This is a genomic window from Metabacillus halosaccharovorans (assembly GCF_002019635.1).
GTDB lineage: Bacteria > Bacillota > Bacilli > Bacillales > Bacillaceae > Metabacillus > Metabacillus halosaccharovorans.
In genome coordinates, this window is the sequence record NZ_KV917371.1 from 2,154,812 (window position 1) to 2,175,504 (window position 20,693).

Consider the following 20,693-nt stretch of genomic DNA (forward strand, 5'->3'; position numbering starts at 1 on the left):
TCATTGCAATCTTTTCCCCTACATGATATTATTTTTTTGAGTGTGAAAGCCTATACATAAATTTTCTATGGGGTGGAGAATATATTATGGAAAAAACATTTTTAATGATAAAACCTGACGGGGTACAACGCCAACTAATAGGGGACATTGTTAGTAGATTCGAAAGAAAAGGCTTACAAATGATTGGGGCAAAGTTGATGACAATTCCTGTTGAATTGGCTGAACAGCATTATGGAGAACATAAAGGGAAGCCATTTTATGATAATTTAGTGCAATTTATAACTTCTGGACCGGTTTTTGCAATGGTTTGGGAAGGTGAGAATGTAGTGGAATTAACTCGTAAAATGATGGGGAAAACAAACCCTAAGGATGCCGAACCAGGAACAATACGTGGGGATTACTGCATGTATGTTAGTAAAAACATAATTCATGGGTCAGATTCGACGGAAAGTGCTGATAGAGAAATAAGCCTGTTTTTTAATGATAATGAACTTGTAAGCTATAATAAAGCAATAAATAGTTGGATTTATTAACAGATTCATAGGAAACATAGGGGTTCGGATGCCAATTCGAACCCCTATTTTCTTTTACAAAACAAGTTTCGGCAATTTTCTTTAAAAATTGAGCAAATTCAAACAAATTTAAGATATACTATAAAGTAATATTGAATGATTATATTTGACAAGTTTTAGGAGAGCTGACAATGGTTGACCAAGATTATGAATTATTCATAAAAAACATCAAAAGAAAATCAGGAATTGACCTATCTTTATACAAAGAAGCCCAAATGAAAAGAAGATTAATATCACTCTATGAAAAAAGAGGATTTACAAGTTTTAGTCAATTTTTTGAAGGAATATCTAAAAAGAGTGAATTATATTATGAATTTTTAGATCGGATGACAATTAATGTATCAGAGTTTTATCGTAACTATAAAAGATGGCAGGTTCTTGAAGAAAAGATTCTTCCCTCTTTAATAGAGAAAAACGGTCATATAAAAGTTTGGAGTGCTGCCTGTTCAACGGGTGAAGAGCCTTATACAATTGCCATGATACTGTCAAAGTTCATACCTTTAACAAAAGTGAAGGTGTTAGCAACTGATATTGATGAAAATGTTATAGCAAGAGCAAAGTTGGGAATATACCCTGAGCGTTCCTTAAATGAAGTACCTGCCGAAATAAAGAATAAATACTTTAAAAAAGATGGCACTAATTTTATAGTTAGTGAGGAAATTAAGAAAACAGTCCAATTCAAAAAACAGAATTTATTATCAGATACGTTTGATACAAACTTTGATTTAATTGTTTGTCGAAACGTTTTAATATATTTTACAGAAGAAGCTAAGGAAACTTTATACTCAAAATTTAGCCAAGCCTTAAGAAAAGACGGGATTTTCTTCGTTGGAAGTACTGAACAAATTTTTAATGCCGATCGTTTTGGTTTTAAATCTGCAGATACATTTTTTTATCAAAAGAAGTAAAAACTTGCTATTTTATTTGAATAACTTATGTTATATTTATACTTAAAAGCGTTAGTGCGTTGAAGGGAGAGAGAACAATGAGATATTTAACAGCTGGTGAATCTCACGGGCCTCAATTAACTGCTATTGTAGAAGGTGTACCGTCAGGACTAAATTTAACAGCAGAAGCGATAAATATTGATTTAGCAAGAAGACAAAAGGGTTATGGTCGCGGCAGAAGAATGCAAATTGAAAAAGACCAGGTACAAATATTAGGTGGAGTCAGACATGGAAAAGCACTAGGATCACCTATTTCTTTAGTTGTTGAAAATAATGATTGGAAACATTGGACAAAGATTATGGGTGCAGAGCCAATTTCCATGGAAGAAGAGAAAGAAGTTAAACGACAAATTACACGTCCACGCCCTGGTCATGCTGACCTTGTCGGTGCAATGAAATATGGTCATCGAGATATGCGTAATGTACTTGAGCGCTCATCTGCACGTGAAACGACTGTAAGAGTAGCAGTTGGGGCATTAGCTAAGCAAATTCTAGCAGAGCTAAATATAAAAGTTGTTGGTCATGTTCTAGAAATTGGTGGAGTACGTGCTGAAAATACAGATTATGATAATATTGATGATTTATTAGCAGTGACTGAGGAATCTCCAGTAAGATGCTATGATCGTGAAGCAGAATCAAAAATGATGGAAGCTATCGATAATGCGAAGTCAAATGGCGATTCAATTGGTGGTGTAGTTGAGGTTGTTGTGGAAGGATTACCGGCAGGTATTGGTAGTTATGTACATTATGACCGAAAACTTGATAGTAAAATAGCAGGTGCGATTGTTAGTATTAATGCATTTAAAGGTGTAGAATTTGGAATTGGATTTGAAGCTGCCCGTAAATTCGGCAGCCAGGTTCACGATGAGATCATTTGGTCCGAAGAGGGCGGTTATACAAGAAAAACAAATCGCCTTGGCGGTTTTGAGGGAGGCATGACAACTGGAATGCCTGTTGTTGTCAGAGGCGTTATGAAGCCAATTCCAACTCTTTATAAACCGCTGCAAAGTGTAGATATTGAAACAAAGGAACCATTTACTGCAAGTATTGAACGTTCAGATAGTTGTGCAGTACCAGCAGCAAGTGTAGTTGCCGAGGCTGTTGTAGCATGGGAAATTGCAAATGCTATAGTGGAACAATTTGGTATTGATCGGATGGATTTAATCAAGGAAAACGTTGAAGCAATGAGAAAACACACGAGGGATTTCTAATGAGATCAATTAAAATCAAAACAACAGAATCAGAGTATCCCGTCCTTGTGGGAGATAACGTTATAAGTGAACTTACAACGATTCTAAACGATTTATCTCCTTCAAAAGTTTTGATTGTAACAGATTCAAATGTTGACAAGTTATATGGTGAGAAATTAGTAAGCACAATATGTCCTCACTTTACAACCTATAAGTATGTTATTACTAGTGGGGAAGAAGCAAAATCTTTTGATGTGTTTTATGAATTACAGACTTATGCATTAAAACAGCAGTTGGACCGAAAGTCTGTCATTCTTGCTTTTGGTGGTGGTGTTGTCGGAGATTTAACCGGATTTGTAGCAGCTACATTTATGAGGGGAATTCCTTACATACAAATCCCAACAACTCTTTTAGCACATGATAGTGCTGTTGGAGGAAAGGTAGCGATCAATCATCCGGAAGGGAAAAATATGATCGGTGCATTTTATCAGCCTAAAGCAGTTGTTTATGACAGTCACTTTTTAGAAAGTCTGCCAATTGAAGAAATGAGATCCGGCTTTGCAGAGGTTATAAAACATGCACTAATTCGAAGTGAATCATTATTCCAATATTTACAAAACGAAATACATGATTTGCAGGATGTGAATAATGAGCGACTAGAAAAAATGATTCTTGAAGGAATTAAGATTAAAGCAGATGTTGTTTCAAAAGATGAAAAAGAGCTAGGGATAAGGGAAATTTTAAACTTTGGTCACACTTTAGGTCATGCAATTGAGGCTGAAGCTGGATATGGAAAACTTTCCCACGGAGACTGTGTTGCAACTGGAATGTTATTTGCTACTTGGCTAAGCATGAAATCTTTAAACATATCATTACCATATGAAGAATTAAAAACATGGTTTAAGAAAATAGGTTTTCCAACGACCATACCGGATTCACAAGACACTGAAAATTTGATTAAAAGAATGACTAAAGACAAGAAAACAAAAGCGAATCAAATTAAAATGATATTGCTAAAAAAGATCGGAGAAACGACATCTTTAACGTTTACTGATGAAGAACTACACATATTGGTAAATGAATGGAGATCTATCGAATAGGAGGAAGTCGCTTGATCAGGGGGATTAGAGGAGCTACCACCGTTACAGAAGATAATGAACAGCAAATTCTGAAGGAAACAGATGAGTTATTAAAGGAAATGATTAAAAAAAATAGTATTCAGCCGGAACAAGTAGCACAAGTTATAATAACGGTAACAGAGGATCTTATATCGACTTTTCCTGCAAAGGCATTGAGAAACATCGAAGGGTGGACGTATGTTCCTGTTATGTGTATGCAGGAAATACCTGTTAAAGGAAGCTTGAAAATGTGTATAAGAGTTATGATGACTGTAAGTACAGACATTGAGCAGGATAAAGTCAATCACGTTTATTTAGAAGGAGCAACTGTCCTTCGCCCGGATTTGTCCGTTTCCTCTCAATAATTATTTGAAAATTTCAAACAGTATAACATCCAATCTTGACAGGTTGATTAGATTTATAATAACATGTTGGAGAAGATTGATTAGTAGATGAGTAGAAGAGTTTAGATTAGGGTAGCCGAGAATGAGTGAGTTTAGTTGAGGTTTTTTCTAAAAGGCACAAGTCTACCCAAAAACCGTTCGTGTTTTTGGGTTTTATTTATATTATCATTATTTGAAAATATTAAATATTGTGCTAACACAATCTTCAAATTTTACAACCTCCTAAATGCTCGTTCTCCAAAATTTCTTGGAGGAGTGAGTTATATTGAATTTTTCTTCATTTTCCACTTTCTGTGAAGATAGCAAGCAATTTCGTACGATCCCCATTGTGAAAAAGTATATTGTGGACACCTTCACACCTATTCAATTATTTCAATTATTTAAGGAAGAAGCTGTTTATTTGCTGGAGAGTAAGGATGCTGAATCAGAATGGTCCAGATATTCATTTATCGGCTTGAATCCGTTTTTATTTATTGAAGAAACACATGGTGAATTTTCATTGTTAAATGAACAGCGTAAAACAATTACAAAGTCCGCATCCATTACACAAATGTTTAAAGAACTTCAAAAACACTTATCTATAAAATTACCAGAGCTTGATATACCTTTTGTTGGTGGTGCAGTTGGATATATTGGATATGACACAGTATCTGTTATAGAAAAGGTTGAAAAACATAGGCTAAATGATTTGAATCAACAAAATTGTATGTTCTTTGTATGTGAAACGGTTGTTGCATTTGATCATCAAGAGAAACAGCTTTATTTTATTCACTTTGAGCGGGTGAATGGTACCGAATCTGAGGAGCATTTAAAAGCTACTTATGACCTTGCTGAAGCCAAATTGAATAAATACGTAAGCATGCTTAAGCAAAAGCCACAAGCAGAGAACATGCCGCTTGCAGTTTCAGATCAATTTGATCTGAATTTTGATGAAATTAAATCAAACTATGAGAAATCAAAGTTCTTAGAGGATGTTGAGAAAGTAAAAGAATACATTAGAGCCGGGGATATCTTTCAAGGGGTGCTTTCACAAAGATTTGAAATACCGATTTCAACAGATGGTTTTTCACTTTACAGAATTTTAAGGATCGTTAATCCATCCCCATACCTTTTCTATATTCGAATAAATGATACAGAGCTTGTTGGAAGCTCACCTGAAAGATTAATTTATATTCAGAATAAGCATTTGGAGATTCACCCAATCGCAGGTACAAGAAGACGCGGGAAAACGATAGAAGAAGATTTGTACTTTGAGGAAGAACTTAAACATGACGAGAAAGAAAAAGCAGAGCATTATATGCTTGTTGATTTAGCTAGAAATGATTTGGGTAGGGTTGCAGAATATGGATCTGTCACCACTCCAACATTAATGGAAGTTGGCCGATTTTCTCATGTTATGCATTTAATTTCAAAGGTAACCGCAAGATTAAAAGATGACATACATCCGATGGATGCTCTTCTTTCATCATTTCCGGCCGGAACTGTTTCCGGTGCACCTAAAATTCGTGCTATGCAAATCATACAGGAGCTAGAACCGACAGCAAGAGGAAGTTATGCTGGTTGTGTAGCATATGTAGGATTTGACGGCAATGTTGATTCTTGTATAACAATTAGAACAATTACAGTGAAAAATAATATTGCTTATGTTCAAGCAGGAGCAGGTATTGTTGTAGACAGTGTACCTGAGCTTGAATGGAAAGAAACTTGTAATAAAGCTAGTGCAATGTTAAAGGCTATACAGTTAGCTGAAAAAGTCTTTTCAAAGGAGGAGAAAAGTGATGAAAGAGCTTCTAGCAAAATGTATTGAGGGGAATACGTTAACAGAAAGACAGGCGGAAGATGTAATGGACTTAATTATGACAGGTGAGGCGACCCCTAGTCAGATTGCTAGTTTAGTATCTATCATGCGATTTAGAGGAGAAACTGTTGATGAACTTGTAGGGTTTACAAAATCAATGAAAAAACATATGTCCAGTTTATCGTATAAAAGTGATGTCATCGATACGTGCGGTACTGGTGGCGATGGTGCTTCTACATTTAATATATCAACTGCAGCAGCAATTGTTGTATCGTCTTTAAAGGTGAAAGTAGCAAAACACGGTAACCGGGCAGTTTCCTCAAAAAGCGGAAGTGCTGATGTTCTTGAGAAACTTGGAGTGAATATTCAGACATCAAAAGATGAAGCGTTGGAAAGTTTAGAAGAACGTCACATGAGTTTTCTCTTTGCACCAATGTTTCACTCTTCCATGAAGCACGCAGTAGCTCCAAGAAAAGAACTGGGGTTTCGTACTGTTTTTAATTTGTTAGGTCCTCTTTCTAATCCGGCCAATGCTAAACGACAGGTCATCGGCGTTTTTTCTACAGAATATGCGGAGAAAATGGCAGAAGCATTAAAGCGTTTAGGTGCTGAGCATGTCATGCTTGTAACAGGCCGTGATGGACTAGATGAAATATCGATAACAACTGCAACAGATATTGTGGAATTAAAAAATGGCGAGATTAAGAGATATGTTCTTAAACCTGAAGATGTAGGGTTAAATAGTGGTATTATAGATGAAATTCAAGTGTCTAATGCAGAAGAAAGTGCGTTGTTAATCGAACAAATCCTAAAAGGAGAAGGACCAGTTAGTGCCGAGAATATAGTTGCCCTTAATGCCGGTGCAGCACTATATGTCGCTAATCAAGTCCCTACATTAGATATGGGTGTTATTTTAGCGAAGGAAGCAATAAAAAATGGTTCTGCATACAATCAATTAAGATCATTACGTCATCAGCAGGAGGAGCATTATGCTTGAACAAATTCTTGAAACAAAAAAAGAGGAAATTAAACAGTTAATCATACCGGAAAATGAAGGACTGCCACATCGTTCTTTTTTACAGGCTTTAACCAAACCGAATCGTAGATTAGCATTGATTGCTGAAGTGAAAAAAGCATCACCTTCAAAAGGATTAATTAAACCTGATTTCCATCCGGTTACCATTGCAAAAGCATATGAACGAGGAGGAGCGGATTGTTTATCCGTTCTTACCGATACCCCATATTTTCAAGGGAAAAAAGAATACCTTACAGAAGTGAAAAAAGCTGTGAATTTACCTGTCTTAAGAAAGGACTTTATTATTAACTCTAAACAAATAATCGAGGCAAAGCACATCGGTGCAGATGCTGTATTGTTAATAGGTGAAGCACTAGAGCCGGCTTTATTAAAAGAATTATATATCCATGCAGAGGAAAGTGGACTGGACGTTCTTGTGGAAGTACATGATCAACATCATCTTGAACAGGTTTTGAAGGTAATTAAGCCAAAAATTCTTGGGGTTAATAACCGAAATTTGAAAACATTTGAAACGAATATTCATCAACTAAGTCGAATGATTTCATCTATTCCACAAGATACACTTCTTGTTAGTGAAAGTGGTATTTACACAAATAATGATTTGGACTTGGTCCAACAATTTGGGGCGAATGCTGTTTTGGTCGGTGAATCATTAATGAGAAAAGAGGATCAAACAATCGCTATAAAAGAATTATTCGGAGAGCCTGTTTATGAATAAACCTGTTATCAAGTTTTGCGGCGTTCAAAGTCTAAATGATCTTAAAGTGGTCTGTCATTCACTTGCTGATTATATTGGATTTATATTTGCTGAAAGCAAGAGAAAGGTCGATCCATTATTAGTTGCAGAATGGTTAAAGGAAGTAGACACAACAAAGAAAGTTGTCGCAGTCTTTGTAAATCCTACTGATGAAGAAATTGAGAACGTTTTGAAACATGTGCCTGTTGATGTTATTCAATTTCATGGTAACGAAACAATTGATCAAATCAGACGCATTGGTCATTCCTTCGATGGTCAACTTTGGAAGGCACTTCATCATCATGACAAAACAATAGACGAGATGGAGCATTATCATTCGGTTATTGATGGTTTTGTTATTGACTCTAGAACGAAGGGTCAGTGGGGTGGAACGGGTGTAAGGTTTGATTGGGATGCTGTTCCACAATACATTGATTTGACAAATCGGCTCAAAAAGCTTTGCTTGATTGCAGGTGGTGTGAATGAAAAAAATATTAGTGAATTATTATCCCTGCATCCACAAGGAATTGACTTATCCAGCGGAATTGAAATAGATCAAAAGAAGAGTAGCGAAAAGGTCAATAAGATCGAAGAAAGGGTGTTACAGTATGTCAATATATCCAGATGAAAATGGTCGTTACGGTGATTTTGGAGGACGTTTTGTTCCGGAAACTCTTATGACACCATTAGCACAAATTGAACAAGCGCATAAAGAAGCTATGAATGATCCTGAATTTTTAGAGGAATATCATTATTTGCTAAAAGAGTATTCAGGTAGACCAACAACGGTTACTTTTGCCGGGAATGTAACCAATAAATTGGGTGGAGCAAAAATCTATCTGAAGCGTGAAGATTTAAACCATACTGGAGCACATAAAATTAATAATGCAATCGGGCAGGTTTTATTGGCTAAACGCATGGGAAAAACGAAAGTCATTGCTGAAACAGGAGCAGGACAGCATGGAGTTGCTACTGCTACAGTTGCAGCAAAGTTTGGCATGGAATGTAAGGTATTTATGGGAGAAGAAGATGTTAGACGCCAAGAGTTAAATGTGTTTAGAATGCAACTTCTAGGTGCTGAGGTAATTCCTGTAACAAGTGGAAATAAAACGTTAAAAGATGCAACAAATGAAGCTATGCGCTATTGGGTACAGCATTGTTCAGATCATTTTTATATCATAGGTTCTGTAGTAGGACCACATCCTTATCCATATATCGTTCGAGAATTTCAACGTGTGATAGGGGATGAAGCAAGGGAACAATTCTATAATATCGAGGGCTCTTTACCAACAAAGGTAGTAGCTTGTGTTGGTGGTGGGAGTAATGCGATAGGAATGTTTGCAGCTTTCTTACCGGATGAAGTTGAATTAGTAGGTGCAGAAGCAGCAGGAAAAGGTGTGGAAACTGATTTACATGCTGCTACAATCACAAAGGGGACAAGGGGTGTTCTCCACGGATCATTAACATATCTCCTGCAAGATGAATATGGTCAAATTATCGAACCATATTCAATTTCAGCGGGATTGGATTATCCAGGTATAGGACCTGAACATGCACATTTAGCAAGTACAGGGCGTGTGAAATATGAAAGTGTTACAGATCAAGAGGCACTCGATGCATTAGAGCTTCTAGCAAGAGAGGAAGGTATTTTAGCTGCAATAGAGTCAGCACATGCTCTTTCCACCGCGTTTAGTCATGCAAAGAAAATGAACCAGGACGAAAGTATATTGGTTTGTTTATCTGGAAGAGGAGACAAGGATGTTCATACATTAATGGCTCATTATAAGGAGGTTGGAAAAGCATGACCCTTTTTAAACAGTCGGTAAACAGCCAATTATTTATCCCGTTTATTACAGCAGGTGATCCACATTCTGATGTAACTGTTGACTTGGCTATTGCACTTCAAGATGCCGGAGCATCAGCGATTGAGTTAGGTATCCCATATTCTGATCCAGTTGCAGACGGGCCGGTTATTCAAAAAGCATCTAGTCGTGCGTTGAAAAATGGAATGAACATTATAGAAGCAATGAAACTAGTTCCGAAAATGAGAAAAAAAGGCCTGAACATTCCAATAATACTCTTTACGTATTATAATCCTGTGTTACAATTAAATCAGGAATCCTTTTTCGCTTTACTGCGGGAAAATACAATAGACGGTCTATTAATTCCCGATATTCCATTTGAGGAAAGTGAAGAATTAAGACAAAAATGTAAGGAACAATCTATTAATTTTATATCGTTAGTAGCTCCTACATCATCAAGTAGAATTAAGATGATTGCAGAGGCTGCAGAAGGATTTATTTATTGTGTTTCATCTTTAGGGGTAACAGGTGTTAGAAAGAATTTTGATGAATCAATAACATCGTTTCTTAGAGAAGTAAAAAGTTACAGTTCTGTTCCTGTTGTAGTTGGTTTTGGTGTATCTTCACGCGAACAAGTAGAACAACTCTCAAACATTTGTGACGGAGTTGTAGTTGGAAGTGCTTTAGTACGAGAAATTGAACGCCTTCAAACAACTCTAATGGATAAAGAGGGGCGTCAACAAGCAATTGAAGACTTTCAACAGTTTGCCAAAACATTTGTTTTGGTCAACGAAATGAAATGATTTTCATAGAATGATAATTTCATGATAGTAAACAATAGGGAGTGTTTAATAGGTATTTGAACTCAAATATTGTTTACTTACTTAAAAGAGGTGTTTGCTTTGCATGTAAAAGAACAGTTATTAAATTTAAAACCGTATCAGCCTGGTAAACCTATAGAAGAGGTAAAAAAAGAATTTAATTTATCTAAAGTTGTAAAGCTTGCTTCAAATGAAAACCCTTATGGGTGCTCACCAAAAGCAAAACAAGCAATTATAGATGAGTTGGAGCAGTTGGCTATTTATCCTGATGGATATAGTGCTTTGCTTCGTACGAAGCTGGCTGACCATCTAGGTGTAAAAGAGGAACAATTGATCTTTGGAAATGGATCAGATGAGATTGTTCAAATAATTTGTCGTGCTCTATTAAACCAAGAAACAAACACAGTGATGGCTGCTCCAACATTTCCCCAATATAAACATAATGCTGTGATAGAAGGAGCTCAAATTAGAGAAGTTCCATTAGTAGAGGGACATCATGACTTAGACGCAATGCTTAAGCAAATTGATGAAAAAACAACAGTTGTATGGGTATGTACACCTAATAATCCAACGGGTACATATATAAACCGGGAAAATTTATTGGATTTCATAAATAAGGTACCTAAACATGTACTAATAGTCGTAGATGAGGCTTATTTTGAATACGTAGTTGCAGATGATTATCCACAAACAATAGAATGGCTTAATGATTATCCAAATCTTATGATCCTGCGTACATTTTCTAAAGCGTATGGACTTGCTGCATTACGTGTAGGTTATGGAATTGGGAATACAGAACTAATAAGAAAAATAGAACCTGCCAGAGAGCCTTTCAATACAAGCAGAGTTGCCCAGGCTGCTGCAATAGCTGCATTAGATGATGGAGAATTTGTAGCTGAGTGTCGCGAAAAGAATAAAAAAGGCTTAAAGCAATTTTACGATTTCTGTGAAGCGCTGGGCCTTGAATATTATCAATCAGAAGGGAACTTTATCTTAATTAACTTTAACAGAGATTCTGATGAGGTCTTTCAAGCGTTACTGAAAAAGGGATATATTGTTCGCTCAGGTAATGCTCTTGGTTTCCCAACACACTTACGTATTACAGTAGGAAATACGCAGCAAAATGAAGAAATCATTGAAGCATTAAAAGATTTTGTTCAATAAGAATCCAGAGGGTACTAGTCTAAATTTAGTCTAAGCTTAGAAGTACCCTCTTTTTAAATGAAACATTAATTAATGAATAGCCTCATTGATGATAGGCCAAAAAAGGTGATTAGAGAAATGGTAAATAAAGTTTATTTAATAGGCCTTGGGTTAATAGGAGGCTCAATAGCATTATCTATAAAACAAAAAAATCCGTCTATCCATATCATCGGTTTTGATATAAATGTTGAACAAGCTAATCTTGCCAGGAGAATAGGTGCCATTGATGAGGTATCTACAGAGCTATTTCCTGACCTTTCAACAATTGATATGATTTTTCTTTCTACGCCAGTTCAACAAACAATAAACATTATTGAAGAACTTAAATCACAAAACCTAAAAAAAGATGTGATCGTGACAGATGTTGGGAGTACGAAAGTAAAGATTGTAGAGTGTGCAAACAAACATCTGAATGGAAAAATAAAGTTTATAGGCGGTCATCCAATGGCCGGCTCACACAAATCAGGAATTTTAGCAGCAAAACCACATTTGTTTGAAAATGCGTTTTACATATTAACTCCTTCTAAATATGTAACCCCCCATGATGTACAAAGCTTAAAAGATGTCCTTGAAGGGACAAAAGCTAATTTTATTGAAATGACTCCAGAGGAACATGATGAAGTAACAGGAGTAATTAGTCATTTTCCACATATTGTTGCTGCCAGCCTGGTGTATCAAGCAAAGAATCATGAGGAGGAATTTCCACTTGTTAAGAGATTAGCTGCTGGTGGTTTTCGGGATATTACTAGGATAGCTTCAAGTAATCCTTCTATGTGGCGTGATATTTTGCTTCACAATAAAGGCCCATTATTACATTTATTTGACGAATGGATCTTAGAAATGGAACGAATAAAGGATCTTGTTGCAAAGGAAGAAGCAGAAAATCTATTTACTTATTTTCAACAAGCTAAACAATATCGTGATGGCCTTCCTGAAAAACAAAAAGGGGCAATTCCTTCCTTCTATGATTTATATGTAGATGTTCCTGATTATCCGGGAATTATTTCAGAAATTACTGGATACTTGGCGAAGGAAGAGATTAGTTTAACGAATATACGTATTATTGAAACACGTGAAGAAATCTATGGTGTTCTAGTATTGAGCTTTCAAACTGAGAAGGACCGGGAGCTTGCTATTAAATGTATTAATAAATACTCTTCTTATGAAACGTTTATGATGTAACAAGTTAAAATATCCAATAGGAAGAATGGATGAGGTGGAGTCATGGTAGAGACAAAAAAACTATCGAAGATCAATCAGCTTACAGGCACAATCGAGATTCCTGGTGATAAATCTATATCTCATCGTGCTGTTATGTTTGGATCGATAGCAAATGGTAAAACAGAAATATCCAACTTTTTAATGGGAGCCGATTGCCTAAGTACGGTTTCGTGCTTTAAAAAAATGGGAGTAGCAATTGATATTCAAGAAGGACATGTAACTGTTGAAGGAAATGGTTTTGATGGCTTAAAGGAACCTTCAGATATATTGGATGTTGGAAATTCAGGTACAACAACCAGATTAATGATGGGAATATTAGCAGGAGCACCTTTTCATTCGTGTATTATAGGTGATGAATCCATCGCTAAAAGACCAATGTCCCGTGTAACAAACCCACTAAGAATGATGGGAGCAAAAATTGATGGGAGAGAAGATGGTCAGTATACACCACTATCTGTTAGAGGGGGAAACTTGCAAGCAATACATTACCATTCACCAGTTGCAAGTGCTCAGGTAAAATCAGCCATATTGTTAGCTGGTTTAAATACTAAAAATGAGGAAACAACGGTAACTGAACCTCATAAATCCAGGGATCATACTGAAAGAATGCTAAGAGCGTTTGGTGTAGACGTGAAGGAAGACGAAAACTCTGCTTCAATTATTGGCGGACAAAGCCTACAAGCAACAAATATATTTGTACCAGGTGATATTTCTTCTGCTGCCTTTTTTCTTGTCGCTGGAGCCATTGTTCCAAATAGTGAAATTTTATTAAAAAATGTTGGCATTAATCCAACAAGAACCGGCATTTTGGATGTTCTGGAACAAATGGGTGCTTCAATTGAAATTACACCAAAAGAAGGTCACACTTTTGAACCTGTAGCTGACATTGTTATAAGAACTTCTTCATTAAAAGGTACGACAATTAGTGGAGACCTTATTCCTAAATTAATTGATGAAATACCAGTAATTGCTTTATTAGCTTCACAGGCTGAAGGAGACACCATCATTAGGGATGCGAGTGAATTAAAAGTTAAAGAAACAAATAGAATTGATACGGTTGTTGGTGAATTGAAGAAAATTGGTGCCTCAATTCAAGCAACTGACGATGGAATGATTATTAGCGGTAAAACTAAACTAACAGGAAATGCTAAAGTATCCAGTCATGGTGATCACCGAATTGGCATGATGCTTGCAATTGCATCGTGTATTACGGAAGAACCAATTGAATTGGAAAGTGTGGATGCAATTGATGTTTCGTACCCTACATTTTTTGAACATTTAGATTCATTAGCAAAATAATAAAAAGGCCTTTCACATTTTAAGTGAAAGGCCTATTTGAACATAAATTATCCCCATCTGGCAAACCCCATAGTTATGACATAAATATTCGTCTTTCATCATAGCTTGTCTTAAGAGGTTGAAAGGAGGGGACTTAAGATTATGTGTTATATTATGGACAAAGTCGGTATACTGAAGAGTGATCGTATTGAACAGACCACACTACTAGTAAACCAAAATAAAATTGAATTTATGCGGCAGTCGATGGATAATATCAAGTTTATGAGGATGGATTTAAGTTCGTATCTGATTACCCCTGGCTATGTTATGCTCGATTTTTCTCTTCATTCATTACTTCCTTTTCAAGACTTTAAACAACAAATCATACGGTATTTAAAAAAAGGCTGTACTTCTCTTTTAACAGTTGTCGACATTAAGTATGAAAAAGAGTTAGTATCAAATGTGAAAAAAAGAAGACATTTAATGATTAATTCCCCGATTGATTATTTTATGGCAGTTAAACTTTCGTTAAAAAGTTTAAATCAATCTGTGCTGAGAAAATGCAAGCAACAACAAGTTTCAATTGTTTTTGTTGAAATAAACAAGGATGATAGACTGGATTTAACTTCCTGGGGGTGGATAAGAGATGCGATGTTTTCAAATCCGATAACTCTTATTCCATTCACGAGTGATGAGTCGTTGTCTCCATTTAAAAAAAATAGACTGTTACAGGAATGGAATCGGATCGTTAGAGAGCATCGAATTTCCTCATTATATGAATTTCTAGAAGAAGGAACACCTCTTTCAAAAGAAATACTAATGAAATTAGGCATTTATCCGGTTAAAGGAGATATTCGAGTAGGTAATAAATTGAATTATAACTTGTACAAACTAGAGGAACTTAAATACCATATAGATGGGAAACCAATTATTCAACATAATGAAATCTCACCTACCTTTACTTCTCATAATGGCAAGCTTATAAATATTAATGGCAATATTTTATTTCTCCCTGGAAAAGGAGAGGAATGTTTTATTTCCATTTCAGGTCGTTTTATACCACAATCAGCTTCATTTTGATGTATGATATAGACAGAATATAATATAGCTAGAGAACATAAAACCAGTTATGGTTAAGGAAAGGATCGTTTATGTTTAATCAAGTATTAAATGAAGCAATAAACCTCGTAAATAAAGGAGAAACAGAAGAAGGACTGACTCTTTTAGAAAACATAACACCTACATTACATGATGAAGAAAAGCTTCAATTAGCAGATCAGTATTATCAGTGGGGTATAATTGATAAAGCACATGAAATAATTGAAGAACTTCATTTCCTATACCCTGATGAAATTCAAATCACTTTATTTTTAGCAGAGCTTAAGATTGATTTGGAAAATGAAGAAGAAGCGATAGAACTTTTAAACATGGTTTCTAAAGAACATGAATCATATCCACATGCTTTACTCTTATTAGCAGACTTATATCAAATGCAGGGTTTGCCAGAGGTGAGTGAGCAAAAATTAAAAGAGGCAAAAGAAATATTACCCCAGGAACCGGTACTTGACTTTGCATTAGGGGAGCTCTATTTTCATCAGGGACAGTATAAACATGCTATTTCATATTATCAGGGTCTTTTAGAAGAACATGACCTGATTTCCGGCGTTAATTTGCATCAAAGAATGGCAGAATGCTTAAGTGCAAATGGACAGTTTGAAGAAGCACTTGATCATTATAAGCAAACAATTGAGTCTCAAGAAGATGCTGATACACTGTTTGGTTATGGATTTACCGCCTATCAAGGGGGGTTCTACAAAACAGCTATACAACAATTCCTAACCTTAAAAGAAGCGGATCCTTACTATACTTCCTTTTATCTATACTTAGCAAAGGCATATGAACAAGAAGGTCTTTTAGAAGAAAGTCTTGAGACAGTTCAAGAAGGTATAAAGGTAGATGAATACAATAAGGACTTATACTTATTTGGAGGAAAGATAGCGATAAAAGTTGGGCAAATTCCAACTGCAGAGAATTTATTACGTGAGTCACTGGCAATAGATCCTGGTCATATCGAAGCTGCGATAACCTTATCCCATGTTTTCCTTCAGGATGAACGATATGATGATGTGGTTGATCTTATTACCGAAATTAAAAGATATGGTGAAGATGATCCGCAATTTGAGTGGAATTTAGCCAGAGCTTATCATCAAAAAGAAGAATATACACAGGCATTAAAACATTATGACCTTGCATATACTTCTTTCAAGGATCAACGAGATTTCTTACATGAATACGGTTATTTCTTGTTAGAAGAAGGAAGAAGACAGCAAGCGAAGGAAGTTTTTCAAGAAATCCTTAAACAAGACCCATCAAATGTCGAAATCGATGAGATTTTGCTACAATTAGAAGATGAATTTTAATGGAAAAGAGAAGGATTTTATTTTTATTTTGTGGAATTATCAAAGTAAGAATATACTCGATATTGCAGAGGAGGGAATAGTATGGTGGCCCCTGTATCTGTCCATGAAAAGAAAGACTTCATCAGGTGGTTTCTAAACCATTATCAATTAAAAAGAAGAGAATGCGTATGGATATTAAATTATCTAATGAGTCATGACACTCTAATGGAAAAGGTACATTTTGTCGAGCAGGCTCAATATTGCCCAAGAGGAATTATTATGTCCACGCATTGTGTTGAAGAAGTTCCATTCCGCTTTTATAAAGAAAATGTGATGACGACAGATGCTGAGAAGTCTTTTCATGATATAAGACTAAATAAAGACGAAGAGCTTTTTATTCAGCTTAATTTCAGGTCAGCTTATCAGTCGCCACAATATGCTGCAGTTCTCGAATCAAATCCTTTCATGCCGGAACATTTGAATGAAAATGAAAAAGATAAAGAAATAGCAGAACAAATTCTTGATTACTCTATCCAGCGTTTTCAAAAAGAAAAGCTTCTACATTTAATTGATCAAGCACTTGACCAACAAGATAAAGAAATGTTTCAAACGTTAACACATCAATTAAAGCAATTAAAAGAAAAATAATCCATATAGGTAACTCATTAGAGTAATCACCGGGACAAAAGAATGTTGATGTCCAGTGTGTGATTGACTTAAAGTGAGTTACCCTTTTTATTTTAGAACATGTTTTAAACTACTTACTTTACTAATCATTTAACAATATTTCGTACAAGCTTTATAATAACAATATAAAAAAATGCCAATAGGGAGTTGTGGATAATGAAGTGGGTTTCAAATGATGTAGATTTATATAATCAAACGAAGGAATATATTGATACGGCGGTTATACCGCTGATAGCTATTTCAGTCGGTTCAGATTTTAAGAACACCGTGTCAAAAGGAGAATTTATCAATTTGGTAAGTATGGACCTTGAAAGACAGTTGAAGGGGAGAGTTTATCTATTTCCAACGTATTCTTACTTAAAAAAATCAGAAAATGTGATTGAAAATTTAATAGAGTGGAAAACTGAATTACAACAAGAATTTAAACATGTAGTCTTCTTAACGAGTGATACGGAATTAAAGGAAGAAAAGAATGAACAATTGGAGGGAAAACTAATTTGGCTTCCAACAATACCTCTTGAGAATATGGATGAAAACTTAAAAAGAAAGCTGTTACAAGATCAAGTCGAACAAATTTTGAACATTTTATTACAATCTTGGAACAAATCATAAAAACCTTTTCATTTCCAAGATTAGAAAACAGGATTTTATTGACCTCATGGAAAGATTGATATATCATGAGTATGTCCTAGTTTTATATATCATTTCCGTATGTCCGTAACGGACAGAGCTTAAGATAGAGGGGGGAAAATGATGAGCGAGAAAAAACATCGAGTTTCTAGACGTCAATTCTTGAACTACACGCTTACCGGTGTAGGCGGTTTCATGGCTGCAGGTATGCTTATGCCAATGGTCCGCTTTGCACTTGACCCTGTGCTCCGACCAGCAGAGGAAACCGATTTGGTTCAAGTAGTAAAGGTTGACGAAATCACTGAAGAACCTCAACGCTTTGACTTTAAAATCAAACAAAAAGATGCTTGGTATGAATCAGAAGAAACAAAATCAGCTTGGGTTTTTAAGGAAGGCGATAAAATTACAGCCCTTTCACCAATCTGTAAGCATCTTGGATGTACAGTAGGATGGAATAATGATCCAGGAAATCCGAACAAATTTTTCTGTCCATGTCATTATGGATTATATGAAAAAGATGGTAAAAATGTTCCTGGTACACCGCCTCTTGCACCACTTGATGTTTATGTACATGAAGTGAAAGATGGCTATTTATTCTTAGGTAAAGCGAAACCACGAGGGGAGGCGTAATCAAATTGCTTAACAAAATTTATGATTGGGTTGACGAACGGTTAGATATTACGCCTATGTGGCGCGATATTGCTGACCATGAAGTTCCAGAGCACGTAAACCCTGCACATCATTTTTCTGCCTTTGTATACTGCTTTGGCGGATTAACGTTCTTTGTTACCGTTATCCAAGTTCTTTCTGGTATGTTTTTAACGATGTACTATGTACCGGACATTAAAAATGCTTGGGAATCAGTTTTTTATCTTCAAAATGAGGTAGCTTTCGGTCAAATTGTTCGTGGTATGCACCACTGGGGAGCCAGTCTGGTTATTGTCATGATGTTCCTACATACACTTCGTGTCTTTTTCCAAGGGGCATATAAAAAACCTCGTGAATTAAACTGGGTAGTTGGTGTACTTATTTTCTTTGTTATGCTTGGACTCGGTTTAACAGGTTATTTATTACCATGGGATATGAAAGCATTATTTGCTACAAAAGTTACTCTGCAAATTGCAGAATCTGTTCCATTAATTGGACCAACAGTTAAGACATTGTTATCAGGACACCCGGATATTGTAGGTGCTCAAACACTTACCCGTTTCTTTGCTATCCATGTCTTTTTCTTACCTGCTGCATTATTCGGTCTAATGGCAGCTCACTTTATTATGATTCGTAAGCAAGGTATTTCTGGTCCACTATAAGAAGAAATATGATTAATCAGTGTAATTTTATTTATATCGGAAACCACCTTAGTAAGGAGGGGAAATCATGCATCGCGGAAAAGGTATGAAATTTGTCGGTGACTCTCGTATTTCAGCCGAGAGAAAACCTAACATTCCGAAGGATTATTCGGAATACCCTGGGAAAACAGAAGCATTCTGGCCGAACTTCCTCCTCAAGGAGTGGTTAGTTGGTGCTGTTTTCTTAATCGGATTTTTATGTTTAACCATAGCGCATCCATCACCGCTTGAGCGTGTAGCAGATCCTACGGATGCTGGCTATATTCCATTACCAGACTGGTACTTCTTATTCTTATACCAATTGTTAAAATATTCGTTTGCATCTGGTCCATATACAGTAATCGGAGCAATCGTTATTCCGGGACTTGCATTTGGTGCATTAATGTTAGCTCCATTCTTGGATCGAGGGACTGAACGTCGCCCTGCTAAGCGACCTGTTGCAGTAGGTATGATGATTCTTGGTGTTGCGGCAACATTCTTCTTAACTTGGGAATCTGTTGCAACACACGACTGGGAAGCAGCAGCTGAACAGGGGAAAATAAAAGCTGAAGCGGATATTGATAAAGAATCTGAAGGATATGCTATCTATCAGGAGCAAGGCTGTATTTCATGTCATGGTGATAACCTTGAAGGAGGAGCTGCCGGTAAAGCTCTTGTTGACAATGGTTTAGAGCCTGATGCTATTGCAGATATTGCTAAGAATGGTCAAGGTAGTATGCCTGCTGGAGTATTTAAAGGTACTGACGAAGAATTAAAAGTACTTTCAGAGTTTATCTCTGGTGTGACTTCAAAATAAAAGCTGACATTTGTCAGCTTTTTTTTGATAAAAATAATATAATTTGGTGTAAGAAATTAGCTAGTATCAAAAAAATACTAAGTGTGGTGTGTGGAATTAATGAGAGTATTCCAATATCTATTAGGACAGAGGCCAATCATATTTGTTATGTTCATCATTAATTTGTTTGGTACGATATACGGATATTATTGGTACAGATATCAATTGGCAGAAACACCTGCTCATTTTTATATATTTGTTCCAGATAGTCCAACAGCAAGTCTGTTTTTTACGATTGCCTTATTTGCTTTCTTATTTAAACGGAATTTACCAATTATTGAAGCCTTAGCAATTGTTACGTTATTTAAATATGGTATTTGGGCTGTTATTATGAATCTGCTTGTATTAGCGGTAAATGGTACTTTACCTTGGGAAGGTTATATGCTTATTGCCTCTCATTTTGGCATGGCTGTTCAGGGGTTATTATATGCCTCATATTACCGGTTTAAAGCATGGCATTTGATAGTAGCTGCAATTTGGACTTTACATAATGATGTCATAGACTATGTATTTGAAATGATGCCCCGCTATAGTGTTTTAATGGATTATTTAAATGAAATCGGTTATATGACATTCTGGTTAAGTTTAATGTCAATAGGAATAGCTTACTATTTAGTGATAAAAAATCAACTCAAGCAACTCGAAATAACCTAGCACTTTTGCTGCT

22 protein-coding genes are annotated in these 20,693 nt (G+C 35.8%); all 22 read left to right on the plus strand.

Going from position 1 to position 20,693, the window contains the following annotated elements; all coding sequences use genetic code 11:
- The first annotated feature begins 86 nt into the window (after positions 1–86).
- Positions 87–533: a nucleoside-diphosphate kinase gene (gene ndk / locus BK577_RS10165; protein WP_078432776.1), complete on the plus strand. Its 447-nt coding sequence runs from the start codon at positions 87–89 to the stop codon at positions 531–533.
- Between the two features lie 170 nt (positions 534–703).
- Entirely contained in the window at positions 704–1,480 is a 777-nt protein-coding gene (locus BK577_RS10170) for a CheR family methyltransferase (protein ID WP_078432777.1), read from the plus strand.
- Positions 1,481–1,557: 77 nt separating this feature from the next.
- Positions 1,558–2,730: a chorismate synthase gene (aroC, locus tag BK577_RS10175; RefSeq protein ID WP_078432778.1), complete on the plus strand. Its 1,173-nt coding sequence runs from the start codon at positions 1,558–1,560 to the stop codon at positions 2,728–2,730.
- The gene (gene aroB / locus BK577_RS10180; RefSeq protein WP_078432779.1) at positions 2,730–3,809 is read left to right on the plus strand and encodes a 3-dehydroquinate synthase; all 1,080 of its coding nucleotides are present in this window, start codon (positions 2,730–2,732) and stop codon (positions 3,807–3,809) included. Before aroC ends, aroB begins: the two co-directional genes overlap by 1 nt.
- A gap of 11 nt (positions 3,810–3,820) precedes the next feature.
- Positions 3,821–4,192, plus strand: a complete 372-nt coding sequence (aroH, locus tag BK577_RS10185) for a chorismate mutase (protein WP_078432780.1) — start codon at positions 3,821–3,823, stop codon at positions 4,190–4,192.
- 304 nt (positions 4,193–4,496) lie between these two features.
- Complete coding sequence (trpE, locus tag BK577_RS10190) at positions 4,497–6,038, plus strand: anthranilate synthase component I (protein WP_078432781.1); 1,542 nt, start codon at positions 4,497–4,499, stop codon at positions 6,036–6,038.
- Positions 6,007–7,026, plus strand: coding sequence for an anthranilate phosphoribosyltransferase (gene trpD / locus BK577_RS10195; RefSeq protein ID WP_078432782.1), 1,020 nt, complete (start codon positions 6,007–6,009; stop codon positions 7,024–7,026). Before trpE ends, trpD begins: the two co-directional genes overlap by 32 nt.
- Complete coding sequence (gene trpC, locus BK577_RS10200) at positions 7,019–7,783, plus strand: indole-3-glycerol phosphate synthase TrpC (protein ID WP_078432783.1); 765 nt, start codon at positions 7,019–7,021, stop codon at positions 7,781–7,783. Before trpD ends, trpC begins: the two co-directional genes overlap by 8 nt.
- Entirely contained in the window at positions 7,776–8,429 is a 654-nt protein-coding gene (locus tag BK577_RS10205) for a phosphoribosylanthranilate isomerase (RefSeq protein WP_078432784.1), read from the plus strand. The genes trpC and BK577_RS10205 overlap by 8 nt, the downstream gene beginning before the upstream one ends.
- Positions 8,410–9,606: a tryptophan synthase subunit beta gene (trpB, locus tag BK577_RS10210; RefSeq protein ID WP_078432785.1), complete on the plus strand. Its 1,197-nt coding sequence runs from the start codon at positions 8,410–8,412 to the stop codon at positions 9,604–9,606. Before BK577_RS10205 ends, trpB begins: the two co-directional genes overlap by 20 nt.
- Positions 9,603–10,406 (plus strand): tryptophan synthase subunit alpha, encoded by an 804-nt coding sequence (gene trpA / locus BK577_RS10215; RefSeq protein WP_078432786.1) that lies wholly within the window; start codon positions 9,603–9,605, stop codon positions 10,404–10,406. The genes trpB and trpA overlap by 4 nt, the downstream gene beginning before the upstream one ends.
- A gap of 99 nt (positions 10,407–10,505) precedes the next feature.
- Positions 10,506–11,588, plus strand: a complete 1,083-nt coding sequence (gene hisC, locus BK577_RS10220) for a histidinol-phosphate transaminase (RefSeq protein WP_078432787.1) — start codon at positions 10,506–10,508, stop codon at positions 11,586–11,588.
- Between the two features lie 117 nt (positions 11,589–11,705).
- Positions 11,706–12,809, plus strand: a complete 1,104-nt coding sequence (locus BK577_RS10225) for a prephenate dehydrogenase (RefSeq protein ID WP_078432788.1) — start codon at positions 11,706–11,708, stop codon at positions 12,807–12,809.
- Positions 12,810–12,851: 42 nt separating this feature from the next.
- Positions 12,852–14,147 carry a 3-phosphoshikimate 1-carboxyvinyltransferase gene (aroA, locus tag BK577_RS10230; protein ID WP_078432789.1) on the plus strand — a complete coding sequence of 432 codons (1,296 nt, stop codon included), beginning with the start codon at positions 12,852–12,854 and terminating at the stop codon, positions 14,145–14,147.
- 141 nt (positions 14,148–14,288) lie between these two features.
- Positions 14,289–15,206 (plus strand): hypothetical protein, encoded by a 918-nt coding sequence (locus BK577_RS10235; protein WP_078432790.1) that lies wholly within the window; start codon positions 14,289–14,291, stop codon positions 15,204–15,206.
- A 71-nt stretch (positions 15,207–15,277) separates the two neighbouring features.
- The gene (locus tag BK577_RS10240; RefSeq protein ID WP_078432791.1) at positions 15,278–16,546 is read left to right on the plus strand and encodes a tetratricopeptide repeat protein; all 1,269 of its coding nucleotides are present in this window, start codon (positions 15,278–15,280) and stop codon (positions 16,544–16,546) included.
- An 81-nt stretch (positions 16,547–16,627) separates the two neighbouring features.
- Positions 16,628–17,173, plus strand: a complete 546-nt coding sequence (locus BK577_RS10245) for a ReoY family proteolytic degradation factor (RefSeq protein ID WP_078432792.1) — start codon at positions 16,628–16,630, stop codon at positions 17,171–17,173.
- 195 nt (positions 17,174–17,368) lie between these two features.
- On the plus strand, positions 17,369–17,824 hold the full coding sequence (locus BK577_RS10250) for a YpiF family protein (protein WP_078432793.1): 456 nt from the start codon (positions 17,369–17,371) through the stop codon (positions 17,822–17,824).
- Positions 17,825–17,965: 141 nt separating this feature from the next.
- Positions 17,966–18,472, plus strand: coding sequence for a Rieske (2Fe-2S) protein (locus BK577_RS10255; RefSeq protein ID WP_026560196.1), 507 nt, complete (start codon positions 17,966–17,968; stop codon positions 18,470–18,472).
- Between the two features lie 5 nt (positions 18,473–18,477).
- Positions 18,478–19,152 carry a menaquinol-cytochrome c reductase cytochrome b subunit gene (gene qcrB / locus BK577_RS10260; protein WP_026560195.1) on the plus strand — a complete coding sequence of 225 codons (675 nt, stop codon included), beginning with the start codon at positions 18,478–18,480 and terminating at the stop codon, positions 19,150–19,152.
- Positions 19,153–19,219: 67 nt separating this feature from the next.
- Positions 19,220–19,987, plus strand: coding sequence for a menaquinol-cytochrome c reductase cytochrome b/c subunit (locus BK577_RS10265; protein ID WP_078432794.1), 768 nt, complete (start codon positions 19,220–19,222; stop codon positions 19,985–19,987).
- 99 nt (positions 19,988–20,086) lie between these two features.
- Positions 20,087–20,680, plus strand: a complete 594-nt coding sequence (lhaT, locus tag BK577_RS10270) for a lipoprotein heptaprenylglyceryl N-acetyltransferase LhaT (protein WP_078432795.1) — start codon at positions 20,087–20,089, stop codon at positions 20,678–20,680.
- Positions 20,681–20,693: the final 13 nt, after the last annotated feature.